The following is a 24,596-nucleotide window of genomic DNA, read 5'->3' as shown; positions in this document are numbered from 1 at the left end:
TCAGGGCACCGTCGCGGGTTTGAGCGGCAGGGCGGCCCAGATCACCTTGCCGCCACTCGACGTGTGCTCCACGTCCACGACCCCGCCCGCCTCCCGGGCCACCTCCCGCACCAGCAGCAGCCCCCGGCCGCCGGTCTGGCCGTGGTCGGCCTCCAGGGCGGTCGGGCGGTAGGGATGGTTGTCCTCCACCGACACCCGCACCCACTCGGCGCCGACGGCGACCTCCACGGCGAGCACCGGCGACAGCAGCGCCGCGTGCTTGACCGCGTTGGTGACCAGTTCGGAGACGATCAGCAACAGCCCGTACACCAGGTCCTCCGAGACCGGGACGCCCTGGCGCTGGAGCAGGTCCCGTACGGCGCGCCGCGCCTGCGGGACCGAGGCGTCCACGGCGGGGGCGGTGAACCGCCAGACTCCTTCGTACGGCAGCGGATCCGGCGGCGGTGGGCCGCCTCCCTCTGGACGCGGGTCGTGCCCGCGCCCGTGGTTCTCCATCGTCCGGTCGCCACCCTCGCGCTCGATTGTCACCACACGTCGAGTGTTGGCAACGACCCGCTCCACTCCGGAGGACTGAACACAAGTCAGCAAATATCGAGCGGATCTGACCGTTGGCGTATGACAAGGTCAGTTGTGGAACGACTCTTGCCCTCCTCGATGCCGACTTCGCGAACTATTCGTGTTGTACGGGTATGAGAACTTTCCGGCAGATACGACGGCAGCCGCCAGGGGCACGGTCCGCCCGCGCCTATAGCATCCCGGCCATGGAGTCCCGCCTGACCCACCGGGTCGAAGAAGCCGTCGCCACGGTAGTCATCGGCAACCCGGCCAAACGCAACGCGATGACCGCGCAGATGTGGCGCGCCCTCCCGCCGCTCCTGGACGGCCTCGCGGGCGACCCCGCCGTGCGGGCCCTCGTGCTCACCGGCGAGGGTGGCACCTTCTGCGCCGGCGCCGACATCTCCACCCTCCGGGGCTCCCCCGCCGAGGCGCAGTCCCTCGCCGTCGCCGCCGAGGAGGCCCTCGCCGCGTTCCCCAAGCCGACGCTCGCCGCGGTGCGCGGCCACTGCGTCGGCGGCGGCTCGCAGCTCGCCGCCGCCTGCGACCTGCGGTTCGCCGAGGAGGGCGCGCTGTTCGGGGTGACACCGGCCAAACTCGGCATCGTCTACCCGGCCGCCTCCACCCGCCGCCTGGTGTCCCTCGTCGGCCCGGCCGCCACCAAGTACCTGCTCTTCTCCGGCGAGCTGATCGACGCGGAGCGGGCGCTGCGCACCGGTCTGGTCGACGAGGTGCTGCCGGAGGGCGGACTGGACAAGCGGGTGGCCGAGTTCACCCGGATCCTGGCCGGCCGCTCGCAGCTGACGCAGGCCGCCGCGAAGGAGTTCGCGAACGGCCGTACGGACCGGGACGCGCACTGGGCTGAGCAGGCGCGCGGCAGCGGCGACACCGCCGAGGGGGTCGCCGCCTTCCTGGAGCGCCGTCAGCCGCGGTTCACGTGGGCAGTTCCGCCCCGAGGATGAACCGGCTCGTCGAGCGGAGCAGGCCGACGACCTCGGCGGGCGCCTTCTGCGGGGAACCCGCGTCGTAGGGCGGCTGCGGGTCGTACTCGATCCCGAGCTGCACCGCCTGGGCGACCGCGTCCCCGGAGATCCGGCCGATCAGGGTCAGACCCATGTCGATGCCGGCGGAGACACCGGCCGCGGTGACGTACTTGCCGTCGAGGACCACCCGGTCCCCCGTCGGTTCGACGCCGAAGCCGCGCAGCTCGTCCAGGGCCAGCCAGTGCGAGGTGGCCCGCCGTCCGCCGAGGAGGCCCGCGGCGGCGAGCAGCAGGGAGCCGGTGCACACGGAGGTCGTCCAGGTGCTGGTGGCGTCGGCGGCGCGGATCCAGTCGAGGAGGGCCGTGTTCGTCATCTGGGCGGTCTGGCCCGGGCCGCCCGGGACGACCACGACATCGGGGTGCGGCACGTCGGCGAACGTCTTCGCCGCGGTCAGGGCGAGCTGCCCGTTGTCGGTGCGGACGGGGCCGGCCTGCTCGGCCACGAAGACGGTCTCGGAGTCCGGGATCCGGCCCAGGGTCTCGTAGGGCCCCACGGCGTCGAGGGCGGTGAAGCGGTCGTAGAGGGCGATCGCGATCTGCATGGCTCTCCTAACGGGGTGGACCGGCGGGGGCCGGGCTGAACCTGCGCCGGTATTCGGCGGGGGTCGTGCCGACGGCCCGGAGGAAGGCGCGGCGCATCGCCTCGGGCGTGCCGTAGCCGCTGGCGCGGGAGACCTCCTCGACGCCCTCGCCGGTGTCCTCCAGGAGCCGGCGGGCGTGTTCCAGCCGGACCCGGTCGACGTAGCGGCCGGGTGTCGTCCCGGTCTCGGCCTGGAAGGCGCGGGCGAAGTGGCGGGGCGAGAGCGTGGCGCGAGCGGCCAGGGCCTCAACGCTCAGGTCGTCCTCCGGGTGTTCGGTGATCCACTGCTGGACCTCCCTGAGCGGTGCGCGCCGCGCCGTCTGGGCGGCGAGCTGGGCGCTGAACTGGGCCTGGTTGCCGGGCCTGCGCAGGAACACCACCAGGTGGCGGGCGACGGTGAGCGCGACGTCCCGGCCGAGGTCCTCCTCGACCAGCGCGAGCGCGAGGTCGATGCCGGAGGTGACGCCGGCCGAGGTGGCGACGTGACCGTCCCGGACGTAGATCGGGTCGGGGTCGACCTCGACGGCGGGATGATCCCGCGCCAGCTGGTCGCAGTACGCCCAGTGGGTGGTCGCCCGGTGGCCGTCCAGCAGCCCGGCGGCGGCGAGCAGGACGGCACCGGTGCAGACGGAGACCAGCCGCGCGGCGCGCGGCCCGTGCGCCCGCAGCCATGCCACCAGCTCCGGGTCGGGCCGCCGGGTGCCCTGCCCCCCGGGTACGAGCAGGGTGTGCGGATCGGACGCGGCGGCCAGGGTCTGGTCGGGTACGACCGTCAGCCCGCTGGAGGTGCGCACGGGAGCGCCGTCCAGGGAGGCGGTACGGATCCGGTAGCTGCCCGGGGTGTGGGTGTCGGCACCCGTGAAGACCTCCACCGGGCCGGTGACGTCGAGGCTCTGGACGCCGTCGAAGAGGACGACGAGAACGGTTCGCTGCGCCATGACACCGATTGTTGGCCGGTCCGCCGATGGCCGCAATGACGAGCAGCCCACCTTTCCTGCCATCCCGGACGGCGTACGGCGCCGGCCCCGGTCCGGACACTGGAAGTCCGTACCAACCAGTAAGTAGCGTGCCGCCATGACAACCGCCGTCCTGGAGCCGCGCGCCGGCCGCCGCTGCCACACCCTGCTCAACTCCCTGCACGCGACCCACTTCTTCAGCCCCGAGCTGGCCGAGGAACTGGCCGCGCTCGGGGTCACCCACCCGCGGGCCGTCAACTTCGCGGTGCGGGCGGCCGCGTTGGGGCCGGTCGGGGCCGGCACGGTGACGGCGACGTTCTACAACTACAAGTACGAGCTGGTGGCCCGGCACGTACCGGCCGTCTGGGAGACCGCGTCCCCGAAGGACGTCCTCGCCGCACGCGCGCGTGCCGTCGACGCGTCGATGCGGCGGCTGCTCGGCGCGGACGCGGTGGTCTCCGACCGGATGGCCGAGGCCGCGCGGCTCGCGCTGCGCGCCACCGAGGCCTGCTCGCGCCCCGGCCGCCCGCTGTACGCAGCCCACGCCGACCTGCCGGTGCCTCAGGAGCCCCACCTCGCCTACTGGTACGCGGGCACGCTGCTGCGCGAGCACCGCGGCGACGGTCACCTCGCGGTGCTGCTGGCGGCCGGGCTCGACGGTCTCGAGGCGGTGGTGACGCACACGGCGACCGGCAAGGGCATGGCCCCGAAGTGGGTGTTCGCCACGCGCGGCTGGAGCCAGGACGACTGGGACGCGGCGGTGGAACGGCTGCGGGACCGCGGCCTGCTCGACGCGGCGGGCGAGCTGACCGAGGCGGGGGTGGCCCTGCGGGCGGAGATCGAGACGGAGACGGACCGCCTGGACCGAGCGCCCTACGAGCACCTGGGAGCCGACGGGGTGGCCCGCCTGACGGAACTGGCGGCGGACTTCGCAAGGGCGGCGGTGGCCGCGGGGGCGTTCCCCGCGGACCTCCTCGGCAAGGGGTGACGCGGCGGGAACGCGGGCCGGCGCACGGCCGGTCCGGCACCGCCGGACTGCGCCGTCACGGCTGAGCGCCGTTGCGGCGGATCGGGGGGGCGGGTGGATCGCCGGGAGCGGACGGGTTTCCGGGAGCGGACGGGTTTCCGGGAGCGGACGGGTTGTCGGCAGCGGGCCATCTGGGCGGGCCGATCCCATCGCCCGACACGGTTCGGCACCCCCGGACTGCGCCGTGATGGCTGAGCACCGTCGCGGCGGATCGGGGGGCGGGTGGATCGCCGGGAGCGGACGGATCGCCGGGGGGCTGTCGGGTTGGGGCGGTTCGTTCGTCTGGTTCGTTCGGGTGTGCGGATGGATCGTCGGGTGTGCGGGGGATTCGAGGTGTGTCCGTGTCGTGGAACGGTGCCCTGGGGCCCGGTTGTCGGTGTCACCTGCCACAATTGCCGCGCAACCTCAGTGGAGAAGGCGGTACGGGATCGTGACGACACCCGGGTCCCTGGTTCCAGGGTCCATCGAAGGCAGGATCGCCGAGGAGCTCGGCGTACGGGAGCGGCAGGTCAAGGCTGCCGTGGAGCTGCTCGACGGCGGTTCGACGGTGCCCTTCATCGCCCGCTACCGCAAGGAAGCGACCGAGATGCTCGACGACGCGCAGCTGCGCACGATCGAGGAGCGGCTGCGCTACCTGCGGGAGCTGGAGGAGCGGCGGACCGCGATCCTGGAGTCGGTGCGGGAGCAGGGCAAGCTCACTGCCCAGCTGGAGGCGCAGATCCGGGGCGCCGAGACCAAGGCGCGGCTGGAGGACATCTACCTGCCGTACAAGCCGAAGCGGCGGACCAAGGCGCAGATCGCGCGGGAGGCCGGTCTCGAGCCGCTGGCCGAGGGGCTGCTCGGGGACCCGGGCGTGGAGCCGCTGGCGGCCGCCGCCGCCTTCGTCGACGCCGACAAGGGCGTCGCCGATGCGCAGGCCGCCCTGGACGGTGCCCGCGCGATCCTCACCGAGCGTTTCTCGGAGGACGCCGACCTCATCGGTGAGCTGCGCGAGCGCATGTGGGTGCGCGGCCGGCTCGCCGCGAAGGTGCGGGACGGCAAGGAGGAGGCGGGCGCGAAGTTCGCCGACTACTTCGACTTCGCCGAGCCCTTCACCGAGCTGCCCTCGCACCGCATCCTGGCGATGCTGCGCGGCGAGAAGGAGGAGGTCCTCGACCTCGTCCTGGAGCCGGAGGAGCCGACCGAGGGCCCGTCCTCGTTCGAGGGGATCGTCGCCCACAGGTTCGGGATCGCCGACCGGGGCCGGCCGGCCGACAAGTGGCTGACGGACACGGTCCGCTGGGCCTGGCGCACCCGGATCCTCGTCCACCTCGGCATCGACCTGCGGCTGCGGCTGCGCACGGCCGCCGAGGACGAGGCGGTCAACGTGTTCGCGGCGAACCTGCGCGACCTGCTGCTCGCCGCCCCGGCCGGCACGCGCGCGACGCTGGGCCTGGACCCCGGTTTCCGGACCGGCGTGAAGGTCGCCGTCGTCGACGCCACCGGCAAGGTGGTCGCCACCGACGTCATCTACCCGCACGTCCCGGCCAACAAGTGGGACGAGGCGATCGCCAAGCTGGCCCGGCTCGCCAAGGAGCACGCGGTCGACCTGGTCGCGATCGGCAACGGCACGGCGTCCCGCGAGACCGACAAGCTCGCCGGTGAGCTCATCACCAGGCACCCGGACCTGAAGCTCACCAAGGTGATGGTGTCCGAGGCCGGCGCGTCCGTGTACTCGGCCTCCGCCTTCGCCTCCCAGGAGCTGCCCGACATGGACGTGTCGCTGCGCGGCGCCGTCTCCATCGCCCGCCGGCTCCAGGACCCGCTGGCCGAGCTGGTGAAGATCGACCCCAAGTCGATCGGCGTCGGCCAGTACCAGCACGACCTGTCCGAGGTGAAGCTGTCCCGCTCGCTGGACGCGGTGGTCGAGGACTGTGTGAACGGCGTGGGCGTGGACGTCAACACGGCGTCGGCCCCGCTCCTCGCCCGGGTCTCCGGCATCACCTCCGGACTCGCCGAGAACATCGTCGCCCACCGCGACGCCAACGGACCGTTCACCTCCCGCGGCCAGCTGAAGAACGTGGCCCGGCTCGGCCCGAAGGCGTACGAGCAGTGCGCGGGCTTCCTGCGCATCCGCGGCGGCGACGACCCGCTGGACGCGTCGAGCGTCCACCCCGAGGCGTACCCCGTCGTCCGGCGGATGGTGAAGACGACGGGCCAGGAGGTGGCCGCGCTCATCGGCAACACGGGGGCGCTGCGCTCGCTGCGGCCGTCGGACTTCGTGGACGAGACGTTCGGTCTGCCGACCGTCACCGACATCCTCAAGGAGCTGGAGAAGCCGGGGCGCGACCCGCGTCCGGCGTTCAAGACGGCCACCTTCAAGGAGGGCGTCGAGAAGATCTCCGACCTGTCCTCGGGGATGGTCCTGGAGGGCGTGGTGACGAACGTGGCGGCGTTCGGCGCGTTCATCGACGTCGGCGTGCACCAGGACGGTCTGGCGCATGTCTCCGCGCTGTCCAAGACCTTCGTCAAGGACCCGCGGGACGTGGTGAAGCCGGGTGACATCGTCAAGGTGAAGGTCCTCGACGTCGACATCCCGCGCAAGCGGATCTCGCTGACGCTGCGGCTGGACGACGAGGCGGCGGCCTCCGGCGGTGAGCGCCGCCAGCAACAGCAGCGGGGTGGCGGTGGGCGTCCGCCGCAGCAGCGGCAACAGCAGCGGCAACAGCAGCAGCGGCAGGGCGGCGGTGCTCGTCAGGCGTCCGCGCCCGCTCCGGCGAACAGTGCGATGGCCGATGCTCTGCGCCGGGCCGGGTTGCTGGGCGGGAAGGACGGGAAGCGCTGACGGGGCTCTGACGGCGCCTTCCTGGGGTGCTGGGGAGCTGCGGGTCCGTCGTGGCTGGTCGCGCAGTTGCTCCCCCGGCCTTCGGCCGGGGGGGGGATTCCCGGCGCCCTGACGGGGTGCGTTCCCCTCGCCGGCACCGCCCCGCGCCGGCTAATTCCATGGACAATGATCTCCTGATCCGAAGACTGGCTCCATGACTGGAGCTGACTTCAAGGCCGATCTCCATACGTACCTCCAGGACGCCCGTGACGTGCTGGTGTGGAAGCTGGAGGGGCTGTCCGAGTACGACATCCGGCGGCCGCTGACTCCCACCGGCACCAATCTGCTGGGCCTGGTCAAGCATCTCGCCGGTGCCGAGGCCTGGTACTTCGGGGCGGCGTTCGGGCGTCCCTTCGACGGAGCACCGCGGCTGTGGTTCACCGGAGACACGGAACCCAACGGAGACCTGTGGGCGCGGGCCGACGAGACGCGTGAAGAGTTGGTCGGCGTGTACCAGCGGATCCAGACCCACTCGGACGAGACGATCGCCGCCCTTCCCCTGGACGCGGTCGGCCGCCTGCCCGTCGACCCGCCGAAGGAGATCACCCTCCACCGCGTCCTCACCCACATGGTCGCCGAGACCCAGCGGCACGCCGGTCACGCCGACATCGTGCGCGAGCTCATCGACGGGGCGACGGGGCAGCGGGTGAACGGTGCCAACATGGCGCCCGGCGACGCGGAGGCCCGGGCCGAGCACCGGGACCGCGTGGAGCGGGCGGCCGGGAGCCGGGCCTCTGCGACGACAGGCTCGACCTCATCGCCTTCGGCACCACCGCCTGGCTGATCATGTCTCCTTCGGCGGCTGGGCGGTGCCGTTCATCCGGGCGCGGTTCTCCGCGAGCAGCTCCTGGACGCGCTTCTCGACCTCCACGGGGTCGACGCCGAGGGCGCGGCCCATGTGGATGGACCACACCTCCGAGCGCACGTTGGTCTCGAAGTCCAGGTCGGCGCGGACGTTCTCGCGGGCGGCCTGGCGGTTCTGGCTCACCATCACGAAGGTGGACAGGAAGATCGCCTCCAGGCTGACGATCATGGTGAGCAGGCCGAAGGGGAACGGGTCCCAGATCGCGCCTTTGCCGAACACGCCCTCGTTGCAGACGATCCAGACCGCGAACCACAGGGCGTGCAGGTAGACGAACGTCATGGTGCCGGCGAAGGCGGTGATCGCGTCGGCGATGCGGTCCTGGGTGCCGCGCAGTTGGGCGAGGACGTACTGTTCGTTCACGATCCGCGGGGCCGCCCGCTTCGGCGATGTGCTCATGGCCAGTCTCCTGCCGGGGTATTTGGGGGCCGGGGCGGGTCGTCGGTCGGCTGCGGGTGCGTTGTGGTTGCTCGCGCCCACGCGGCGGAACCGCATGTCGGCACAGCCCCACGCCTCTTCGGGGGCGCTGTCAGCGTTCCGTCACCTTGCCCGCCGCGACCTCCAGGCGGCGGGTGACGCGGACCGCGTCCAGCATGCGGCGGTCGTGGGTGACCAGGAGGAGGGTGCCCTCGTAGGTGTCGAGGGCGGACTCCAGCTGCTCGATCGCGGGGAGGTCGAGGTGGTTCGTCGGCTCGTCCAGGATCAGCAGGTTGACGCCCCGGCCCTGGAGGAGGGCCAGGGCGGCGCGGGTGCGTTCGCCCGGGGAGAGGGTGGCCGCCGACCGGAGTACGTGGTCCTGTTTGAGGCCGAACTTGGCCAGCAGGGTACGGACTTCGCCCGGTTCGGTGTCCGGGACGGCCGCGCAGAAGGCGTCCAGCAGGGACTCGGTGCCGTGGAAGAGCTCGCGGGCCTGGTCGACCTCGCCGACCAGGACGCCCGGCCCGAGGGCCGCCTGTCCCGCGTCCAGCTCCACCCGGCCCAGCAGCGCGGCGAGCAGCGTCGACTTGCCCGCGCCGTTGGCGCCGGTCACCGCGACCCGGTCCGCCCAGTCGATCTGGAGGGAGACCGGGCCGAAGGTGAAGTCGCCGCGCCGTACCTCCGCGTCCCGCAGGGTGGCGACGACGGCGCCGGAGCGCGGGGCCGCCGCGATCTCCATGCGGAGCTCCCACTCCTTGCGGGGCTCCTCGACGACCTCCAGGCGCTCGATCATGCGCTGCGTCTGGCGGGCCTTGGCGGCCTGCTTCTCGCTGGCCTCGCTGCGGAACTTGCGGCCGATCTTGTCGTTGTCGTTGGACGCCTTGCGCCGGGCGTTCTTGACGCCCTTGTCCATCCAGGAACGCTGCATCTGGGCCCGGTCCTGGAGGGCGGACCTCTTGTCGGCGTACTCCTCGTAGTCCTCGCGGGCGTGCCGCCGGGCCACGTCGCGTTCCTCCAGGTAGGCGTCGTAGCCGCCGCCGTAGAGGCGGATCTGCTGCTGGGCGAGGTCGAGTTCGAGGACCTTGGTGACCGTGCGGGTGAGGAACTCACGGTCGTGGCTGACGACGACCGTGCCGGCGCGCAGGCCGGTCACGAACCGTTCGAGGCGCTCCAGGCCGTCCAGGTCGAGGTCGTTGGTGGGCTCGTCGAGGAGGAAGACGTCGTAGCGGGAGAGGAGCAGGGAGGCGAGGCCGGCGCGGGCGGCCTGGCCGCCGGAGAGGGAGGTCATCGGCTGGTCGAGGTCGACGGCCAGGCCGAGGGAGTCGGCGATTTCGTCGGCGCGCTCCTCCAGGTCGGCGCCGCCGAGGTCCAGCCATCGCTCCAGGCTGACGGCGTAGGCGTCGTCGGCGCCCGGTGCTCCGTCGACCAGGGCCTGGGTCGCCTCGTCCATCACGCGCTGTGCCTCGGCGACCCCGGTGCGCCGCGCGAGGAAGGCGCGGACGGTCTCGCCGGGCCGCCGCTCCGGCTCCTGCGGCAGGTGGCCGACGGTCGCGGTCGGCGGGGAGAGGCGCAGTTCGCCCTGCTCGGGGGCGGTGAGTCCGGCGAGCAGCCGGAGCAGGGTGGACTTGCCCGCGCCGTTGGCACCGACCAGACCGATCACGTCACCGGGCGCGACGACGAGGTCGAGCCCGGAGAAGAGCGAGCGGTCGCCGTGCCCGGCGGCGAGGTTCTTGGCGACGAGGGTGGCAGTCATCAGAACGCCGATCCTAATGCGCCGGGCGGCCCGTCCTCAGCCCTGTTCTCCCCCGGTCAGCGCTCCAGGGCGGCCACCAGCACGCTCCCGGAGGTGCGGGCCACGACGTAGGAGCCGCCCCTGGCCGCCCTGTCGTCCAGCGGGATGCGGTGGCGGCCGGGTTCCAGGACGCCGTCGAAGAGTTCGTTGGTGCGGGGGCGGGAGAGGCGGTCGAGGCGGTACGACGTGAGCCGGACCCGGCAGGGCGAGGTGACCTCGACGCCGGCGGTGCCGTCGGCGGCGGCCAGACCGGCCAGCCGGCGCTGCGGGAGCGGGCTGCGGTCGAGGGCGTGTTCGATCTGGGCGACGAGGAGCGGGACGATCGGCGCGAGTCCGTCGACATAGGCCACCTCGACGCCCGCCCGCTCGAACGCCTGGCGTACGGCGGTCCGCTCGGCCTCGCCGGCCGCGGGGCCGAAGGCGACGGCCGCGTAGCCGCGGAGCTCCTCCGCGGGCACGCCGTCGGTGTCGCGGGTGATGTCGGCGCCGATGCCGATGGTGCGCAGGGCGGCGGCCAGTTTGGCGAGGAGGGCGACACGGGCGCCGATCAGCAGCACCCGGCGGCCGGGCGGCGGGCCGGAGCCGGCCAGGAGCGCACCGAGGGCCTCGCGGTACTCGGGGCCGTGGAAGCGGAACGGGCCGATGCCGTGGTAGCCGTTGAGCTCCAGGTCGGCGTGTTCGGAGGTCTGCCAGGCGAAGTCCCGCCAGATGTAGTCGTCGCCGTCGTGCTCGATGACGGCGGTGACCGCGCCGCAGGCCAGGTCCTGGCACTCGGGGCAGCCGTAGACGACGTACCGGCCGTCGGGCAGCGGGGGCTCGGACTCCAGTAAGAGGCTGCGGACCTGGGCGGTGAAGATCGCGGGGGGGACGTCGGAGGCGAGCGGGGAGACGGCGTCCAGGTCGGAGAGCTGGAACAGCAGCGGATGGCCGTCGACGACGAAGTCCACGAAGTCCCGGTGGAGCTGGTAGCCGCCGTCGGCGCGGACACCGCCGGCGCGCATCGCCGGGGCCAGGCCGAAGGTCGCGTATGCGGCAGACATGCTGTGAGTATCCCCAGAGCGGGACGATCTGAGCGCGGCATGACATATTCCGCTAACGTCACGGTGTGCAGCCTGAGCTGAATGACGAAGTGATCGTGGTCGGCGGCGGGGTGGTCGGTCTGACCACGGCGGTGGTGCTGGCCGAGAGCGGGCGCCGGGTGCGGGTCTGGGCCCGGGAGACCGGCGGGCGTACGACCTCGGCGGTCGCCGGCGCGCTGTGGTGGCCGTACCGCATCGAGCCGGAGACGCTGGTCGGGGAATGGTCGCTCGCCTCCCTTGTCGTGTACGAGGTGCTGGCGGCGCGGCCGGAGGAGACGGGCGTACGCCTGGTCGAGGGCGTACACGGCGGCCTGCGGCTGGACGGGCTGGGTGCGTGGGCGGCCGAGGTGCCGGGGCTTGCGGAGACCGACGAAGGCCTCACGGCCCGGCTGCCGTTGATCGACATGCCGGTCCATCTGGCGTGGCTGCGGGAGCGGCTGGAGCGCGCGGGCGGGACGGTCGAGGAGCGGACGGTGGGCGCGCTGGACGAGGTGCCCGCGCAGGTCGTGGTCAACTGCACCGGGCTCGGGGCCCGTTCGCTGGTCCCGGATCCGGCGGTGCGTCCGGTGCGCGGGCAGCTGGTCGTGGTGGAGAACCCGGGCATCACCACCTGGTACACGTCCGACGAGGTGGCGGGGGGTGCGTCCGCCTACTTCTTCCCGCAGCCCGGGGGGCTGCTGCTCGGGGGCACGGCGGAGGAGGGCGCCTGGTCGCTGGAGCCGGATCCCGAGGTGGCGGCCGGGATCGTGGCGCGCTGTGCCGAGGTCCGGCCGGAGATCGCCGGGGCGCGGGTGCTGGCCCACCGGGTGGGGTTGCGGCCGTACCGCTCGGCGGTCCGCCTGGAGCACGAACTCAGGCCCGACGGCGGGGTGCTGGTCCACAACTACGGGCACGGCGGGGCCGGGGTCACGGTCGCCTGGGGATGCGCTCGGGAGGCGGCCGGGCTGGTGGACACCGGCCCGGCCGCCTGAGCGGTCAGCCCGCGGGGACGCGCTGGACGGTACGCGGGGCGTGCAGGCCGTGCAGGGCCCTCGCCTCGGGGGCGGTCCAGCGGGCGGAGGTGGCGCGGGTGAACGCGGCCGCGCCGCCGACCAGCGGGACCCTGGCCGTCGTACGGGACAGGTCCACGGTGAGCGTCGGGGTGGTGGACGGCGGGTCGATGAGATCCTTGTCCGTGCCGGCGACGATCAGCGCCAGACGGTGGCCCTTGGGTACGACGTGGTCGGTGGCCGCCAGGTCGAGCGTGATCGTGTAGGCCTTGCCCGGGGTGAGCGGGACGCCCTTGCCGGGGTCGGCGTAGGTGCCGAGGTCGGCCCAGCCGCGGCTGAAGACGGTGTAGTCGACGGCCTTGGTCTTCGCCGCCGTCTTCAGGAAGCAGGCGCTGTCGCCTGCCGTGCTCTCGCCCCAGCAGGTGCGGTCGGTGAGGGTGGTGATGCCCTCGGCGCCGTCGGCGTAGTCCCGGATGGTGTCCGGGCCGAGGTCGACCAGGACGGCGGTCAGGTGGGCCGTCGAGGTGGTCGGGGTGGCGGTGACGGTCACCTTCGACGAGCCGGACAGCCGCAGGTCCCGGGTGAGCGGCGCGGTGAGGAAGCCGGCCTTGTCCGAGGTCGGGGTGGCGAGCTGCGCGGCCCAGTCGGTCTCGCTCTGCTGCGGGTCGTCGGTGAACGTCTCGGTGCCGGAGCCCTTGTGCAGGCCCAGGGTGCCGACGCCCGCCCGGGTGCCGGTGGCGGGGCGCAGGGTGGTGGTCTGCGTGCCGCGCGGCGGCCAGACGGAGGAGGTCACCCACTGGTCGGGGTGGCGCTCGATGTCGGCCATCGGCTCACGCTCGATGCCGTTGTCGTAGCCGAGGAGTTCGTGGTCGAACCAGCGGTGCAGGGTGTCGACCCAGGCGCCGCGCCGGTAGTCGAAGGGGTCGACGTGCCCGGTCTGGGAGAGCCAGATCTTGCGCTCGACGCCGTTCTTGGCGAGGGCGTCCCACCACTGGCCGAAGTGCTTGGTGCGGACGTTGAGGTCCTGCATGCCGTGCACGAGGAAGACGCTCGCCGTCACCTTGGACGCGTCCTTGACGTAGTCGCGCTCGGTCCACAGGCCGGTCCAGTCGCCGCTGCGCGGGGCGCCGTCGACCAGTTTCTGCTGGACGGCACCGCACTTGGCGTGGGCGTCGTCGCTCTCCACCGCGCCCGCCAGCCAGTCGGGGCCCGAGTCGTAGAGCGGGGCGCCCTGGGCGAAGTAGTAGTCGTACCAGGAGGAGATGGCGCTGATCGGGACGATCGTCTTGAGTCCCTTGACGCCGGTGGCGGCCACGCCGTTGGCGATGGTGCCGTCCCAGCTCTTGCCGATCATGCCGGTCTTGCCGTTGGTCCAGCTCGCCTTGACGGTGGTGGTGCCGGTGCGGCTGCTGTAGGCCTTGGCGCGGCCGTTGAGCCAGTCGACGACGGCCTTCGCGGACTGGATGTCGGAGCGGCCGCCGACGTCGACGCAGCCGTCGGAGCGGTTGGTTCCGGCCAGGTCGACACCGACGAAGGCGTAGCCGCGGGGCACGAAGTAGTTGTCGTAGAAGAGCGGCATCTGGACGACGTTCCCGCCCGCGTCGTACGTCTTCAGCTGGCTCTCGTTGCCGCGGCCGCAGCAGGAGTAGTAGGGGCTGGCGTCCATGATGACCGGCACCTTGCGGCCCTGCGCGGCGGGTTCGGCGGGCCGGACGATGTCGGCGGCGACCCGGTCGGTCTTCCCGTCGCCGTCGGAGTCGAGGCCGGTGTCCACCCAGACGGCCTCGCGGATGGCGTTCGCGTACGAGTAGACGGGTTGGCTCTCGCGAGGGGCGCCGGAAGCCTGGGCCGCGGCCGGGGTGAGGAAGGCGGCGATCAGGGCGGCGACGGCCGCGACGGCGAGCGGTCTCCAGATCGTGAAGCGCGTGCGTTTCGGCATGCGGCGGACGCTACCTCGGTCAACTCCTGTGCAGAAGGGGGCGTCTGGGGGACCGTCAGGACGGATTGCGGCCGAATGGCGATCGTGTGACAGGAGGTGCCATGGACAGGCCAGGTGCCACAGGGACTGAATAGGCTCCGAACAGTTTCGTGCTCCATCGACTTGGCGCGTCCCGTCGCGGTGCGGCGGACGCGCCTCGGCCCCCCTACCGACTTGGAGTTCTCGTGCACCGCAGAATCCTCGCGCCGGGCGCCCTCGCGGCGGCCTCCCTGCTGCTGGCGATCCCGGCATCGGCCGCGAGCTACAGCCCGGGCGCACCGGGCATCGGCGACCCCTACTACCCGTACTACGGCAACGGCGGTTACGACGTCTCCCACTACGACCTCCGCCTGCAGTACCAGCCGGCCACCGACGAGCTGTCCGGTACGGCGACGATCCTGGCGCGGACCACGCAGGACCTGTCCAGCTTCGACCTGGACTTCCTGCTGGACGTCAGCGAGGTACGGGTGAACGGGGTGCAGGCGGGCTTCGCCACGTCCGGTCAGCACGAACTGGTCGTCACCCCGAGGTCGCCGCTGGCGAAGGGCACGCAGGTGACCGTCGTGGTCCGCTACAGCGGGGTGCCGTCGACCAAGAGCGCGTACGGCTTCAACACGTGGCACCGGACCCCGGACGGGGCGGTCGCGGCGGACGAGCCGGAAGCCGCCTGGTGGTGGTACCCGAGCAACGACCACCCGCTGGACAAGGCGACCTACGACGTGTCGGTGGCCGTCCCCGACGGCACCCAGGTCATCTCCAACGGCCTGCTCCAGTCGACGAGTTCGAAGCTGGGCTGGACCCGGTACAACTGGCGGCAGAACAAGCCGCAGGCGACCTACCTGACCACGCTGGCGGTCGGGAAGTTCGACATCACGACGAGCACCTCCGAGGGCGGGGTGCCGGTCGTCAACGCCTACAGCAAGGACCTCGGCGACAACGACGGGGCGGCCCGGGCGAGCGTGGAGCGCACCGGGGAGCTCGTGGACTGGCTCTCCGGCTACTTCGGGCCGTATCCGTTCAGTTCGGCCGGAGGGTACGTGCCGAACACCACCACCGGGTACGCGCTGGAGACGCAGACCCGCGTCTACTACAGCCCGAAGCAGTTCGCGAACGGTTCCAACACCTCGGTGGTCGTGCACGAGCTTGCCCACCAGTGGTACGGCGACGACGTCTCCCTCAAGGGCTGGAAGGACATCTGGCTCAACGAGGGGTTCGCGCGGTACGCGCAGTGGCTGTGGTCGGAGCACGAGGGCGAGGGCACGACACAGGAGCTCGCCGACTACGTGTACGCGTCGCATCCGGCCGACGACGCGTTCTGGACGGTGAAGCCGGGGGATCCCGGTCCCGACGACCAGTTCGACATCGCTGTCTACGACCGGGGGGCGCTGGCGGTCCAGGCGCTGCGGAACGCGGTCGGGGACGACGCGTTCTTCGCGATCCTGAAGGGGTGGCCGAAGGAGCACGCGTACGGGAACGCGTCCGTGGCCGACTTCGAGGAGTACGCGGAGAAGGTGTCGGGGAAGTCGCTGGGTTCGTTGTTCGATGCGTGGCTGTTCGAGCCGGCGAAGCCGGCGGCTCCTGCGTTGAAGGCGGCGGTGGCTCCGGTGCAGCCGAAGTCGTGGAAGCGGATCGAGGCCACGAACGACGTGCACTAAGCGGTTGCCGGGTGCGGTGAGGGGGGCTGCGGATCCGTTGTGGCTGGTCGCGCAGTTCCTCCCCCAGCCTTCGGCCGGGGGTACCCCCAGCGCCCCTAAAGGGGCGCTGACTCGCCGTGGTCATAGACCGTGACCGCTACTCCTCGTCCCACCAGCCGCTCCGCTATCAGCGGCTCGATCCGGGACCACTTGCCGCCCGCCAGGCCGCAGCCGATGCGGGGCATGTGCACAGAGGCGCCGCGTTCGAGCGCCTCGTCGGCCAGCTTGGCCAGGGCCGCGTCGATCGCCTCGTAGCGGACCGGGACGCCCTTGCTGCCGGTTCTGGTCCCGCGCTGGCCGATCATGTTGGCGACCCAGGTGTAGCGCTCGACCTGGACCAGCTGGAGGGCGCCCAGGCCGAAGTCGTTGTTCGCGCGGTCGCGGTGCCAGGCTCGGTATGCCTTCTCGGGCTCGGGCCAGCGGCGGGAGAGGGCCAGCACGAAGCCCTTTCCCCAGCCGCCCAGGTCGTTGCAGACGTGGGCGATGACCTTGACGCCCTTGCCCGACGGTGTGGTGGCGTCGCCTCGGATGTATGTGATCTCCCCCATGACGCCACCCTAGGCGATGCCACTGACACCAGCGCCGAGCTGCTACTTCGTGAGCTGGGTCAGCTCCTTGTCGGCCGTCTGGGAGACCCGGCGGCGGACGCCGAACCAGCCGGCCACCAGCAGGGCGGCGATCATCGGGATGAGCAGGAGGGTCTTGCGACCGACCTCGGCGTCGTTCCACATCATGCCGAGGCAGACCAGCAGGAAGGCGATGGTGGTGATCTCGGTCGCCGGGCTGAAGCGGAGGCGGAACGCGGGGCGCTCGACCAGGCCGGCCCTCGCGCGGCGGACGAAGATCAGGTGGCAGAGCATGATGATCACCCAGGTGCTGATGATGCCGAGGGAGGCGACGTTCAGCACGATCTCGAAGGCCTGGCTGGGCACCAGGTAGTTCAGACCGACACCGAGCACGCAGACCGCGCAGGTCAGCAGGATGCCGCCGTAGGGCACCTGGCTGCGGTTCATGCGCGCGGTGAACTTCGGGGCCGAACCGGCCACCGCCATGGAGCGCAGGATGCGGCCCGTGGAGTAGAGGCCGGAGTTGAGGGAGGACATCGCCGCGGTGAGGACCACCAGGTTCATCACGTCACCGGCGCCCGAGACGCCGATCTTGGAGAGGACGGTGACGAAGGGGCTCTCGTCGGCCGAGTAGACCGAGCCGGGGAGGAGGAGGGCCAGGAGAACGACCGAGCCGACGTAGAAGAGGCCGACGCGCCACATGATCGAGTTCACCGCGCGCGGGACGACCTTCTCGGGCTCGGCGGTCTCGCCCGCCGCGACACCGACCAGCTCCAGGGCCGCGTACGCGAAGATCACGCCCTGCATGACCAGGACGACCGGCATCAGCCCGTGCGGGAGGACACCGCCGTGGTCGCCGATGACGCTCACGCCGGGGGTCTGGCCGTCGACCTTGTGCTGGGTGGCGAGCAGGAAGATGCCGATCAGCATGAAGCCGACGAGGGTGGCGACCTTGATGATCGCGAACCAGAACTCCATCTCGCCGAAGATCTTCACCGAGATCAGGTTCACCGTGAGGACCACGGCGAGGGCGATCAGCGCGAGCGTCCACTGGGGGATGCTCGTGAACATGCTCCAGTAGTGGGTGTAGAGCGCGATCGCGGTGATGTCGGCGATGCCGGTGGTCGACCAGTTCAGGAAGTACATCCAGCCGGCGACGTACGCGCCCTTCTCGCCGAGGAACTCGCGCGCGTACGACACGAAGGAACCGGAGGAGGGGCGGTAGAGGACCAGCTCGCCGAGGGCGCGGACCACGAAGAAGGCGAAGATGCCGCAGACCAGGTAGGCGAGGGCGAGGGCCGGGCCCGCGTTGTGCAGACGGCCACCGGCGCCCAGGAAGAGGCCGGTGCCGATCGCGCCGCCGATGGCGATCATGTTGACGTGGCGGGCCTTGAGGTCCTTGCTGTAGCCGGCGTCGCCCGCGTCCACGGGTGCCTGGGCCGCGTCGGTCCGGGTGGCGGCAGCCTGTGCCGTGTCCACGGAGTCCTTGCTCACAGGGGGTTCCACTCTCTGGTGCGCCCGAGCGGGTCACGCTGGGGTGTCCGGATGTAGTCGGTCGGCGCGCTCGGTGGTGTGCGCAGACCAAGGCACCACCTTCCCCCGGACACCAGGGCGTACGCGATGGCGCAGATCACAGAGCGGCACTTCTCACAAGGTCACAATCTTGGCGTGAAGATGAACATCAGACGAACACATCTCGGTCACCGTCCGGTGTCACAGTGCCGGTGTGACAGCGATACTGCTGCACATGACGACCGACACCGACGGCGATTCCACGGACCCGGCGCTCACGATCGACGAACTGGCCGCGCGGGCCGGCACCACGGTCCGCACGGTCCGCTTCTACGGCACCAAGGGGCTGCTGCCGCCGCCGGTGATCGGTCCGCGCCGGGTGGGCCACTACGGGCGGGACCATCTGGCCAGGCTGGCGCTGATCGAGGAGCTGCAGCACCAGGGCATGACGCTGGCGGCGATCGAGCGCTACGTGCGGCAGCTGCCGCCCGGCCTGAGCCACCACGACCTGGCCATCCACCGGGCCGTGGTGGCCTCCTGGGCGCCGGACACCGAGGAGACCGTGACGGCCGGCGAGCTGCGGCGGCGGGCCGGGCGGCCGCTGGACGCGGAGGACGTCGAACGGCTCGTCGCCATGGACGTCGTACGGCCCGAAGGGGACGGCTACCGCATCGACCCCGGCCTGCTCCGGCTCGCCGTGCAGCTCCTCGACGTGCCGCTGTCCGAGAAGGCGATCCTGGCCGCGCGCACCGTCCTGACCGAGCACGCGCGGGCGGCCGCGCGCGAGCTGTCCCTGCTGTTCCGGGCCGAGGTGGCGGAGCGGACCGAGGCGGACGTGAAGTCGCTGTCCGCGCACATGCAGCCACTGGTGGTCCAGGCACTGCTGACCGCCTTCCAGCGGTCGCTCAGTGCGGAGGTGCACCAGTGGCTCGACGGCTCAGGAGCCGTCTCCGCAGACGGCTCCTGAGGAGGGTCCGCTCCGCATACCCGGCTCCGCTCAGCGGCCGTCCGTGAAGGTCTCCCCCTTCTCCGCCTTCTCGACCAGCAGCGCGGGCGGGGTGAACCGCTCGCCGTAGGTCTCGGCGAGTTCACGCGCGCGTGCCACGAAGCCGGGCAGGCCCCCCTCGTAGCCGTTGATGTACTGCAGGACGCCGCCGGTCCAGCCGGGGAAGCCGATGCCGAAGAGGGAGCCGATGTTGGCGTCGGCGACCGAGGTGAGGACGCCCTCCTCGACGAGGCGGACGGTGTCGAGGGCCTCCGAGAAGAGCATGCGCTCCTGCATGTCCCGGAACGGGATCTCGTGGCCGGGCTTCGTGAAGTGCTCGCGCAGGCCGGGCCAGAGCGCGGCGCGGCTGCCGTCCTCGGCGTAGTCGTAGAAGCCCGCTCCCCCGCTGCGGCCGGGGCGGCCGAACTCGTCGACCATGCGGTCGATGACGGCCTCGGCGGGGTGCGCGGTCCAGGTGCCGCCGGCCTCCTCGACGGCCCGCCGCGACTCGCGGCGGATCTTCTGCGGCAGGGTGAGGGTCAGCTCGTCCATCAGGGAGAGCACCTTGGCCGGGTAACCGGCCTGGGCCGCCGCCTGCTCGACGGAGGCGGGCTCGATGCCCTCGCCGACCATGGCGACGCCCTCGTTGATGAAGTGGCCGATGACCCGGGAGGTGAAGAAGCCGCGCGAGTCATTGACGACGATCGGCGTCTTGTTGATCTGCCGGACCAGGTCGAAGGCGCGGGCCAGGGCCTCGTCGCCGGTGCGCTCGCCCCTGATGATCTCGACGAGCGGCATCTTGTCGACGGGCGAGAAGAAGTGCAGGCCGATGAAGTCGGCCTGGCGCTCGACGCCCTCGGCGAGGGCGGTGATGGGGAGCGTGGAGGTGTTGGAGCAGAGCAGCGCGTCGGGGGCGACGACGGACTCGATCTCCTGGAAGACCTTGTGCTTGAGGGCGGTGTCCTCGAAGACGGCCTCGATGACCGCGTCGCAGCCGGTCAGGTCCTGCGGGTCCGCGGTGGGCGTGATCCGCGCGAGCAGCGCGTCCGCCTTCTCCTGGCTGGTGCGGCCCTTGGCGACGGCCTTGGCGCAGAGCTTCTCGGAGTAGCCCTTGCCCTTCTGGGCGGCCTCGGCGGAGACGTCCTTGAGGACGACGTCGATGCCCGCGCGGGCGCACGAGTAGGCGATGCCGGCGCCCATCATGCCCGCGCCGAGGACGGCCACCTTGGTGACCTTGCGGGGTTCGATGCCCTGCGGCCGGTTGGCGCCGGAGTTGACGGCCTGGAGGTCGAAGAAGAACGCCTGGATCATGTTCTTCGAGATCTGCCCGGCGGCCAGCTCCACGAAGTAGCGGGCCTCGATGACCTGGGCGGTCTCGAAGTCGACCTGGCTGCCCTCGACGGCGGCGGCGAGGATGCGGCGCGGCGCCGGGTAGGGGGCGTTGTTGGTCTGCTTGCGCAGGGTCGCCGGGAAGGCCGGCAGGTTGGCGGCGAACTTCGGGTTGGCGGGCGTGCCGCCGGGGATCTTGTAGCCCGGCTTGTCCCAGGGCTGCTGCGACTCGGGGTTGGCGTCGATGAACGCGCGGGCCTTGGCCAGCAGGTCCTCCGGCGACTGGGCCACCTCGTGGATCAGGCCGTTCTGCAACGCGCGCGTGGCGTTGTACTGGGTGCCCTGGAGGAGGACCTTCAGCAGGGCGTCGGCGATGCCGAGGAGGCGGACCGTGCGGACGACTCCGCCGCCGCCCGGGAGCAGGCCGAGGGTGACCTCGGGGCAGCCGATCCTGGTGCCGGGGGTGTCGAGGGCGACGCGGTGGTGGCAGGCGAGGGTGAGTTCGAAACCGCCGCCGAGGGCCGCGCCGTTGATGGCGGCGACCACCGGCTTGCCCAGGGTCTCGATGCGGCGCAGGTTGCGCTTGACGGCGAGGCCGCCGTCGAAGAGGTCCTGGGCGGTCTCGGGGGTGACCCGGATGAGGTCGCGCAGGTCGCCGCCGGCGAAGAAGGTCTTCTTGGCGGAGGTGAAGATGACGCCCCGGATCGAGTCCTGCTCGGCCTCCAGGCGGTCGGTGACCGCGGCGAGGGACTCGGCGAAGGCCGCGTTCATGGTGTTGGCGGACTGGTTGGGGTCGTCCAGCACGAGGGTGACGACGCCGGTGTCGTCCTGTTCCCAGCGGATGGTGGTGCTCTCGGTCATGGCTCGTGTCTCCGTGAGGTCTCTTGGTTCCGCGGGGGTTTCAGACGCGCTCGACGATGGTGGCGATGCCCATGCCGCCGCCCACGCACAGGGTGGCGAGGCCGTAGCGCTTGTCCTGGCGCTCCAGTTCGTCGACGAGCGAACCGAGGATCATCGCGCCGGTCGCACCGAGGGGGTGGCCCAGCGCGATGGCGCCGCCGTTGACGTTGACCTTGTCCAGCGACAGGCCCATGTCCTTCACGAAGCGCAGGACGACCGCCGCGAACGCCTCGTTGATCTCGACCAGGTCGATGTCGTCGATGGTGAGGCCGGCCTTGGCGAGGGCCTTGCGGGTGGCGGGGGCGGGGCCGGTGAGCATGATGGTCGGCTCGGAGCCGGAGACGGCGGCCGAGACGATCCGGGCGCGCGGGGCGAGGCCGTAGCGCTCGCCGATCTCCTTGGTACCGATGGCGACCAGGGAGGCGCCGTCGACGATGCCGGAGGAGTTGCCCGCGTGGTGGACGTGGTCGATCTTCTCGACCCAGTGGTACTTCTGCAGGGCGACCGCGTCGAAACCGCCCAGCTCGCCGATGTCGGCGAAGGAGGGCTTGAGCTTGGCGAGGGAGTCGGCGGTGGTGCCGGGCCGCAGGTGCTCGTCGTGGTCGAGGACGACGAGGCCCGCGCGGTCCTTCACGGGGACGACGGAGCGGTCGAAGCGGCCCTCCTTGACGGCGGTCGCCGCGCGCTCCTGGGAGAGCGCCGCGTACTCGTCCACGTCCCGGCGGGAGAAGCCCTCGATGGTGGCGATCAGGTCGGCGCCGATGCCCTGCGGCACGAAGTTGACGGCCAGGTTGGTCATCGGGTCGTTGAACCAGGCGCCGCCGTCCGAGGCCATCGGCACCCGGGACATCGACTCGACGCCGCCCGCGAGGACGAGGTCCTCGAAGCCCGAGCGGACCTTGGCGGCGGCCATGTTGACGGCTTCCAGGCCGGACGCACAGAAGCGGTTCTCCTGTACGCCGGCGACCGTGTCCGGCAGTCCGGCGGCGATCGCGGCGATCCGCGCGATGTCGGAGCCCTGGTCGCCGACCGGGCCGACGACACCGAGCACGACGTCGTCGATGGCGGCCGGGTCGAGCTCCGGGAAGCGGTCGCGGATCTCGTGGATGAGTCCGACGACCAGGTCGATGGGCTTCGTGCCGTGCAGGGCGCCGTTCGCCTTGCCGCGGCCGCGCGGGGTGCGGATCGCGTCGTACACGTACGCTTCGGTGCTCACTGACAAGCCTTTCAACGAGGGTTTTTCAAGAGAGGTTCGGGAGACGGAGGTTCAGAGCCAGTTCTTGACGGTCTCGACCAGGCGGGCGGGGTCCGGGCCGACGGGGGTGACGTCCAGCATGGTCACGCCCGCCTCGCGGAAGGCCTCGACGCGGTCCCGGACGTAGCCCTCCGGGCCGCACAGCGATATGAGCTCGCAGAACTCGTCCGGTACGGCCGCGGCGGCGTCCCGCTGCCGGCCGTCGAGGTACAGCTCCTGGATGAGCCGGGCCTCCTTCTCGTAGCCGTAGGCGACGGCGAGGTCGTTGTAGAAGTTCTTGCCCGGTGCGCCCATCCCGCCGACGTAGAGGGCGATGCGGGGGCGGACCAGGTCCCTGGCGGCGGCCGCGTCCTCGCCGATGGCGAGCAGGCCCCCGGCGACGATCTGCAGCTCGCCGAGCGCCGGGTCCCGGCGGGCGGCGCCCTCCGCCAGCGGAGTCCCCCAGACCTCGTGCGCCTTCTCGGGGATGAACAGGGTGGGCAGCCAGCCGTCGGCGATCTCGGCGGTCATCCGGACGTTGGCGGGGCCGAGCGAGGCCACGTAGAGCGGGACGGCGGGGCGGACCGGCCTGGTGAGGATCTTCAGGGGCTTGCCGAGGCCGCCGGGGCGGGGCATGTCGGTGATGCCGTGGTGGTCGATGACCTCGCGGCGCAGGATCCGCCGGGTCAGCTCGATCGTCTCGCGGGTACGGCCGAGTGGCTTGTCGTACGCCTTCCCGTGCCAGCCCTCGACGACCTGCGGGCCGGAGGCGCCGAGTCCGATGATCGCGCGGCCGCCGGAGATCGCGTCCAGGCCCGCGGCCGTCTGGGCGATCAGGGCGGGGGTGCGGGAGTACACGTTGAGGATCGCGGAGCCGATCTTCATCCGTTCGGTGCGGGCGGCCAGGTAGCCCATGATCGTGGGCGAGTCGAAGCCGTAGGCCTCCGCGACCCAGACCGCGTCGAGGCCCGCCGACTCAAGCGCGGCCGCCTGGTCCGCGGCGGTACGCGGGTCACCCGCGTAGTCGAGGAAGGTCGAGAGCTCCATCAGGTGGCGTCCTTGTCGTGGTCGGCGTGGTCGGCGTGGTCGGCGGCGGGGTCGGAGTCGTCGAGGAGTGCCGGTACGTCCCAGTCGCCGGCCACCGCGGCGGTGTCGGCGCCGGGCCGGGCGGGCGGTGTGCGCACGGCCGTGGGCGTCGCGGAGAAGCGCGGGGCGGGGGCCGGCTGGGTGATGCCGCCGTGGTCGGTGAAGGTGGAGCGGGCGGCCAGATGCGGGTGGTGCGGGGCCTCGTGGAGGGAGAGGACGGGGGCCACGCACGCGTCGGAGTCCTCGAAGAGGGCCGTCCACTCCTCGCGGGTACGGGCCTTGAAGCGGACGGCGACGCGCTCGCGCAGCTCGCCCCAGCGGGTCCAGTCCTTGCGGGCGTCGGCCAGGTCGTCCAGCCCGCCGAGCAGCCGGAGGAACTCCGCGTAGAACTGGGGCTCCAGGGCGCCGACCGCCATGTGGCCGCCGTCTGCGGTCTCGTAGGTGCCGTAGTACGGGCAGCCGCCGTCCAGCAGGTTGGCCCCGCGCCGGTCCTGCCAGCCGCCCGCGGCCACCATGCCGTGGATCATCGCGGCCAGGTGCGCGGTGCCGTCCACGATGGCCGCGTCCACGACCTGGCCGGTGCCGGTCTCGCGCGCGTGGTGCAGGGCGGCCAGGACCCCGACGACGAGGTAGAGGGAGCCGCCGGCGTAGTCGCCGAGCAGGTTGGCGGGGACGGCCGGGGGCTCGTCGGGGCGGCCGATCATGCCGAGGGTGCCGGTGAGCGCGATGTAGGCGATGTCGTGGCCCGCGCGGTGCGCGAGGGGCCCCTCCTGGCCCCAGCCGGTCATCCGGCCGTAGACCAGGCGGGGGTTGCGGGCGTGGCAGTCCCCGGGGCCGACGCCGAGCCGCTCGGCGACGCCGGGGCGGTAGCCCTCGATCAGGATGTCGGCGCGTGCGGCGAGGTCGAGGACGCGGGCGGGGCCGTCCGGGGACTTCAGGTCGACGAGCACCGAGCGCTTGTTGCGGTTGGTGACGTCGTACGCCGGGTCGATCGCGAGCCCGGGGCCGCCGGGCCGGTCGACGCGGACCACGTCGGCGCCCAGGTCGGCGAGGAGCATGGCGGCGAACGGGCCCGGCCCGATTCCGGCCAGCTCGACCACGCGCACGCCGGAGAGCGGGCCGTGTCCTGGCGTCCCTGCCATGGTCATGC

The 24,596-nt window shown here is 71.9% G+C and carries 20 protein-coding genes; 7 read left to right on the top strand and 13 right to left on the bottom strand.

What is annotated here, in order from left to right; genetic code table 11:
• On the bottom strand, positions 1 to 495 hold the full coding sequence (locus tag ACFY0K_RS24275; RefSeq protein WP_351956417.1) for an ATP-binding protein: 495 nt from the start codon (positions 493 to 495) through the stop codon (positions 1 to 3).
• A 266-nt stretch (positions 496 to 761) separates the two neighbouring features.
• On the opposite strand from ACFY0K_RS24275, the gene ACFY0K_RS24270 reads away from it, so the two are divergent.
• Positions 762 to 1,517: an enoyl-CoA hydratase/isomerase family protein gene (locus ACFY0K_RS24270; RefSeq protein ID WP_390641624.1), complete on the top strand. Its 756-nt coding sequence runs from the start codon at positions 762 to 764 to the stop codon at positions 1,515 to 1,517.
• Here the strand turns inward: ACFY0K_RS24270 and ACFY0K_RS24265 are convergent.
• Positions 1,489 to 2,139, bottom strand: coding sequence for a DJ-1/PfpI family protein (locus tag ACFY0K_RS24265; RefSeq protein WP_390641623.1), 651 nt, complete (start codon positions 2,137 to 2,139; stop codon positions 1,489 to 1,491). The genes ACFY0K_RS24270 and ACFY0K_RS24265 overlap by 29 nt on opposite strands.
• Positions 2,140 to 2,146: 7 nt before the next feature.
• Positions 2,147 to 3,115 carry a GlxA family transcriptional regulator gene (locus ACFY0K_RS24260; RefSeq protein WP_390641622.1) on the bottom strand — a complete coding sequence of 323 codons (969 nt, stop codon included), beginning with the start codon at positions 3,113 to 3,115 and terminating at the stop codon, positions 2,147 to 2,149.
• Positions 3,116 to 3,251: 136 nt separating this feature from the next.
• Between ACFY0K_RS24260 and ACFY0K_RS24255 the strand changes: the two genes are divergently transcribed.
• The 3 genes from ACFY0K_RS24255 (at position 3,252) to ACFY0K_RS24245 (ending at position 7,807) form a co-directional block, all read left to right on the top strand.
• A complete protein-coding gene (locus ACFY0K_RS24255) occupies positions 3,252 to 4,121 on the top strand; it encodes a hypothetical protein (RefSeq protein ID WP_390641621.1) in 870 nt (289 codons plus the stop codon).
• Positions 4,122 to 4,590: 469 nt separating this feature from the next.
• Positions 4,591 to 6,984 carry a Tex family protein gene (locus ACFY0K_RS24250; protein WP_390641620.1) on the top strand — a complete coding sequence of 798 codons (2,394 nt, stop codon included), beginning with the start codon at positions 4,591 to 4,593 and terminating at the stop codon, positions 6,982 to 6,984.
• Between the two features lie 193 nt (positions 6,985 to 7,177).
• Complete coding sequence (locus ACFY0K_RS24245; RefSeq protein WP_390641619.1) at positions 7,178 to 7,807, top strand: DinB family protein; 630 nt, start codon at positions 7,178 to 7,180, stop codon at positions 7,805 to 7,807.
• Here the strand turns inward: ACFY0K_RS24245 and ACFY0K_RS24240 are convergent, their stop codons facing one another.
• From ACFY0K_RS24240 to ACFY0K_RS24230, 3 genes are all read right to left on the bottom strand, one after another.
• Positions 7,808 to 8,284: a DUF1003 domain-containing protein gene (locus ACFY0K_RS24240; protein ID WP_351955921.1), complete on the bottom strand. Its 477-nt coding sequence runs from the start codon at positions 8,282 to 8,284 to the stop codon at positions 7,808 to 7,810.
• Positions 8,285 to 8,414: 130 nt separating this feature from the next.
• A complete protein-coding gene (gene abc-f / locus ACFY0K_RS24235; RefSeq protein ID WP_390641618.1) occupies positions 8,415 to 10,055 on the bottom strand; it encodes a ribosomal protection-like ABC-F family protein in 1,641 nt (546 codons plus the stop codon).
• Positions 10,056 to 10,111: 56 nt separating this feature from the next.
• Complete coding sequence (locus ACFY0K_RS24230) at positions 10,112 to 11,134, bottom strand: oxidoreductase (RefSeq protein ID WP_390641617.1); 1,023 nt, start codon at positions 11,132 to 11,134, stop codon at positions 10,112 to 10,114.
• 89 nt (positions 11,135 to 11,223) lie between these two features.
• Between ACFY0K_RS24230 and ACFY0K_RS24225 the strand changes: the two genes are divergently transcribed.
• Positions 11,224 to 12,144, top strand: coding sequence for an FAD-dependent oxidoreductase (locus ACFY0K_RS24225; RefSeq protein WP_390641749.1), 921 nt, complete (start codon positions 11,224 to 11,226; stop codon positions 12,142 to 12,144).
• Positions 12,145 to 12,148: 4 nt separating this feature from the next.
• Here the strand turns inward: ACFY0K_RS24225 and ACFY0K_RS24220 are convergent, their stop codons facing one another.
• Positions 12,149 to 14,101, bottom strand: coding sequence for a Xaa-Pro dipeptidyl-peptidase (locus ACFY0K_RS24220; RefSeq protein ID WP_390641616.1), 1,953 nt, complete (start codon positions 14,099 to 14,101; stop codon positions 12,149 to 12,151).
• 224 nt (positions 14,102 to 14,325) lie between these two features.
• Here ACFY0K_RS24220 and ACFY0K_RS24215 point away from each other — a divergent pair, with 224 nt between their 5' ends.
• Entirely contained in the window at positions 14,326 to 15,795 is a 1,470-nt protein-coding gene (locus ACFY0K_RS24215) for a M1 family metallopeptidase (RefSeq protein ID WP_390641615.1), read from the top strand.
• A 95-nt stretch (positions 15,796 to 15,890) separates the two neighbouring features.
• Here ACFY0K_RS24215 and ACFY0K_RS24210 read toward each other — a convergent pair whose 3' ends face one another.
• Together ACFY0K_RS24210 and ACFY0K_RS24205 are read right to left on the bottom strand one after the other, a co-directional pair.
• On the bottom strand, positions 15,891 to 16,382 hold the full coding sequence (locus ACFY0K_RS24210) for a macro domain-containing protein (RefSeq protein WP_390641614.1): 492 nt from the start codon (positions 16,380 to 16,382) through the stop codon (positions 15,891 to 15,893).
• Positions 16,383 to 16,424: 42 nt separating this feature from the next.
• On the bottom strand, positions 16,425 to 17,894 hold the full coding sequence (locus tag ACFY0K_RS24205; RefSeq protein WP_390641613.1) for an amino acid permease: 1,470 nt from the start codon (positions 17,892 to 17,894) through the stop codon (positions 16,425 to 16,427).
• Between the two features lie 253 nt (positions 17,895 to 18,147).
• Between ACFY0K_RS24205 and ACFY0K_RS24200 the strand changes: the two genes are divergently transcribed.
• Positions 18,148 to 18,879, top strand: a complete 732-nt coding sequence (locus ACFY0K_RS24200; RefSeq protein WP_390641748.1) for a MerR family transcriptional regulator — start codon at positions 18,148 to 18,150, stop codon at positions 18,877 to 18,879.
• A gap of 30 nt (positions 18,880 to 18,909) precedes the next feature.
• On the opposite strand, the gene ACFY0K_RS24195 is transcribed toward ACFY0K_RS24200, so the two are convergent.
• Genes ACFY0K_RS24195 through ACFY0K_RS24180 form a run of 4 tightly spaced genes read right to left on the bottom strand, consistent with a single transcriptional unit; the run spans position 18,910 to position 24,594 of the window.
• Positions 18,910 to 21,087, bottom strand: a complete 2,178-nt coding sequence (locus ACFY0K_RS24195; RefSeq protein ID WP_390641612.1) for a 3-hydroxyacyl-CoA dehydrogenase NAD-binding domain-containing protein — start codon at positions 21,085 to 21,087, stop codon at positions 18,910 to 18,912.
• 40 nt (positions 21,088 to 21,127) lie between these two features.
• Positions 21,128 to 22,342 carry an acetyl-CoA C-acetyltransferase gene (locus tag ACFY0K_RS24190; RefSeq protein WP_390641611.1) on the bottom strand — a complete coding sequence of 405 codons (1,215 nt, stop codon included), beginning with the start codon at positions 22,340 to 22,342 and terminating at the stop codon, positions 21,128 to 21,130.
• Between the two features lie 51 nt (positions 22,343 to 22,393).
• Positions 22,394 to 23,407 (bottom strand): LLM class F420-dependent oxidoreductase, encoded by a 1,014-nt coding sequence (locus ACFY0K_RS24185; RefSeq protein ID WP_351955911.1) that lies wholly within the window; start codon positions 23,405 to 23,407, stop codon positions 22,394 to 22,396.
• Positions 23,407 to 24,594, bottom strand: coding sequence for a CaiB/BaiF CoA transferase family protein (locus ACFY0K_RS24180; protein WP_390641610.1), 1,188 nt, complete (start codon positions 24,592 to 24,594; stop codon positions 23,407 to 23,409). Before ACFY0K_RS24180 ends, ACFY0K_RS24185 begins: the two co-directional genes overlap by 1 nt.
• Positions 24,595 to 24,596 lie beyond the last annotated feature (2 nt).

It is taken from the genome of Streptomyces sp. NPDC001507, from assembly GCF_042894765.1.
Taxonomy (GTDB): Bacteria; Actinomycetota; Actinomycetes; order Streptomycetales; family Streptomycetaceae; genus Streptomyces.
Note: the sequence above shows the minus strand (reverse complement) of the source record. Positions and strands in the feature narration are given on the sequence as shown.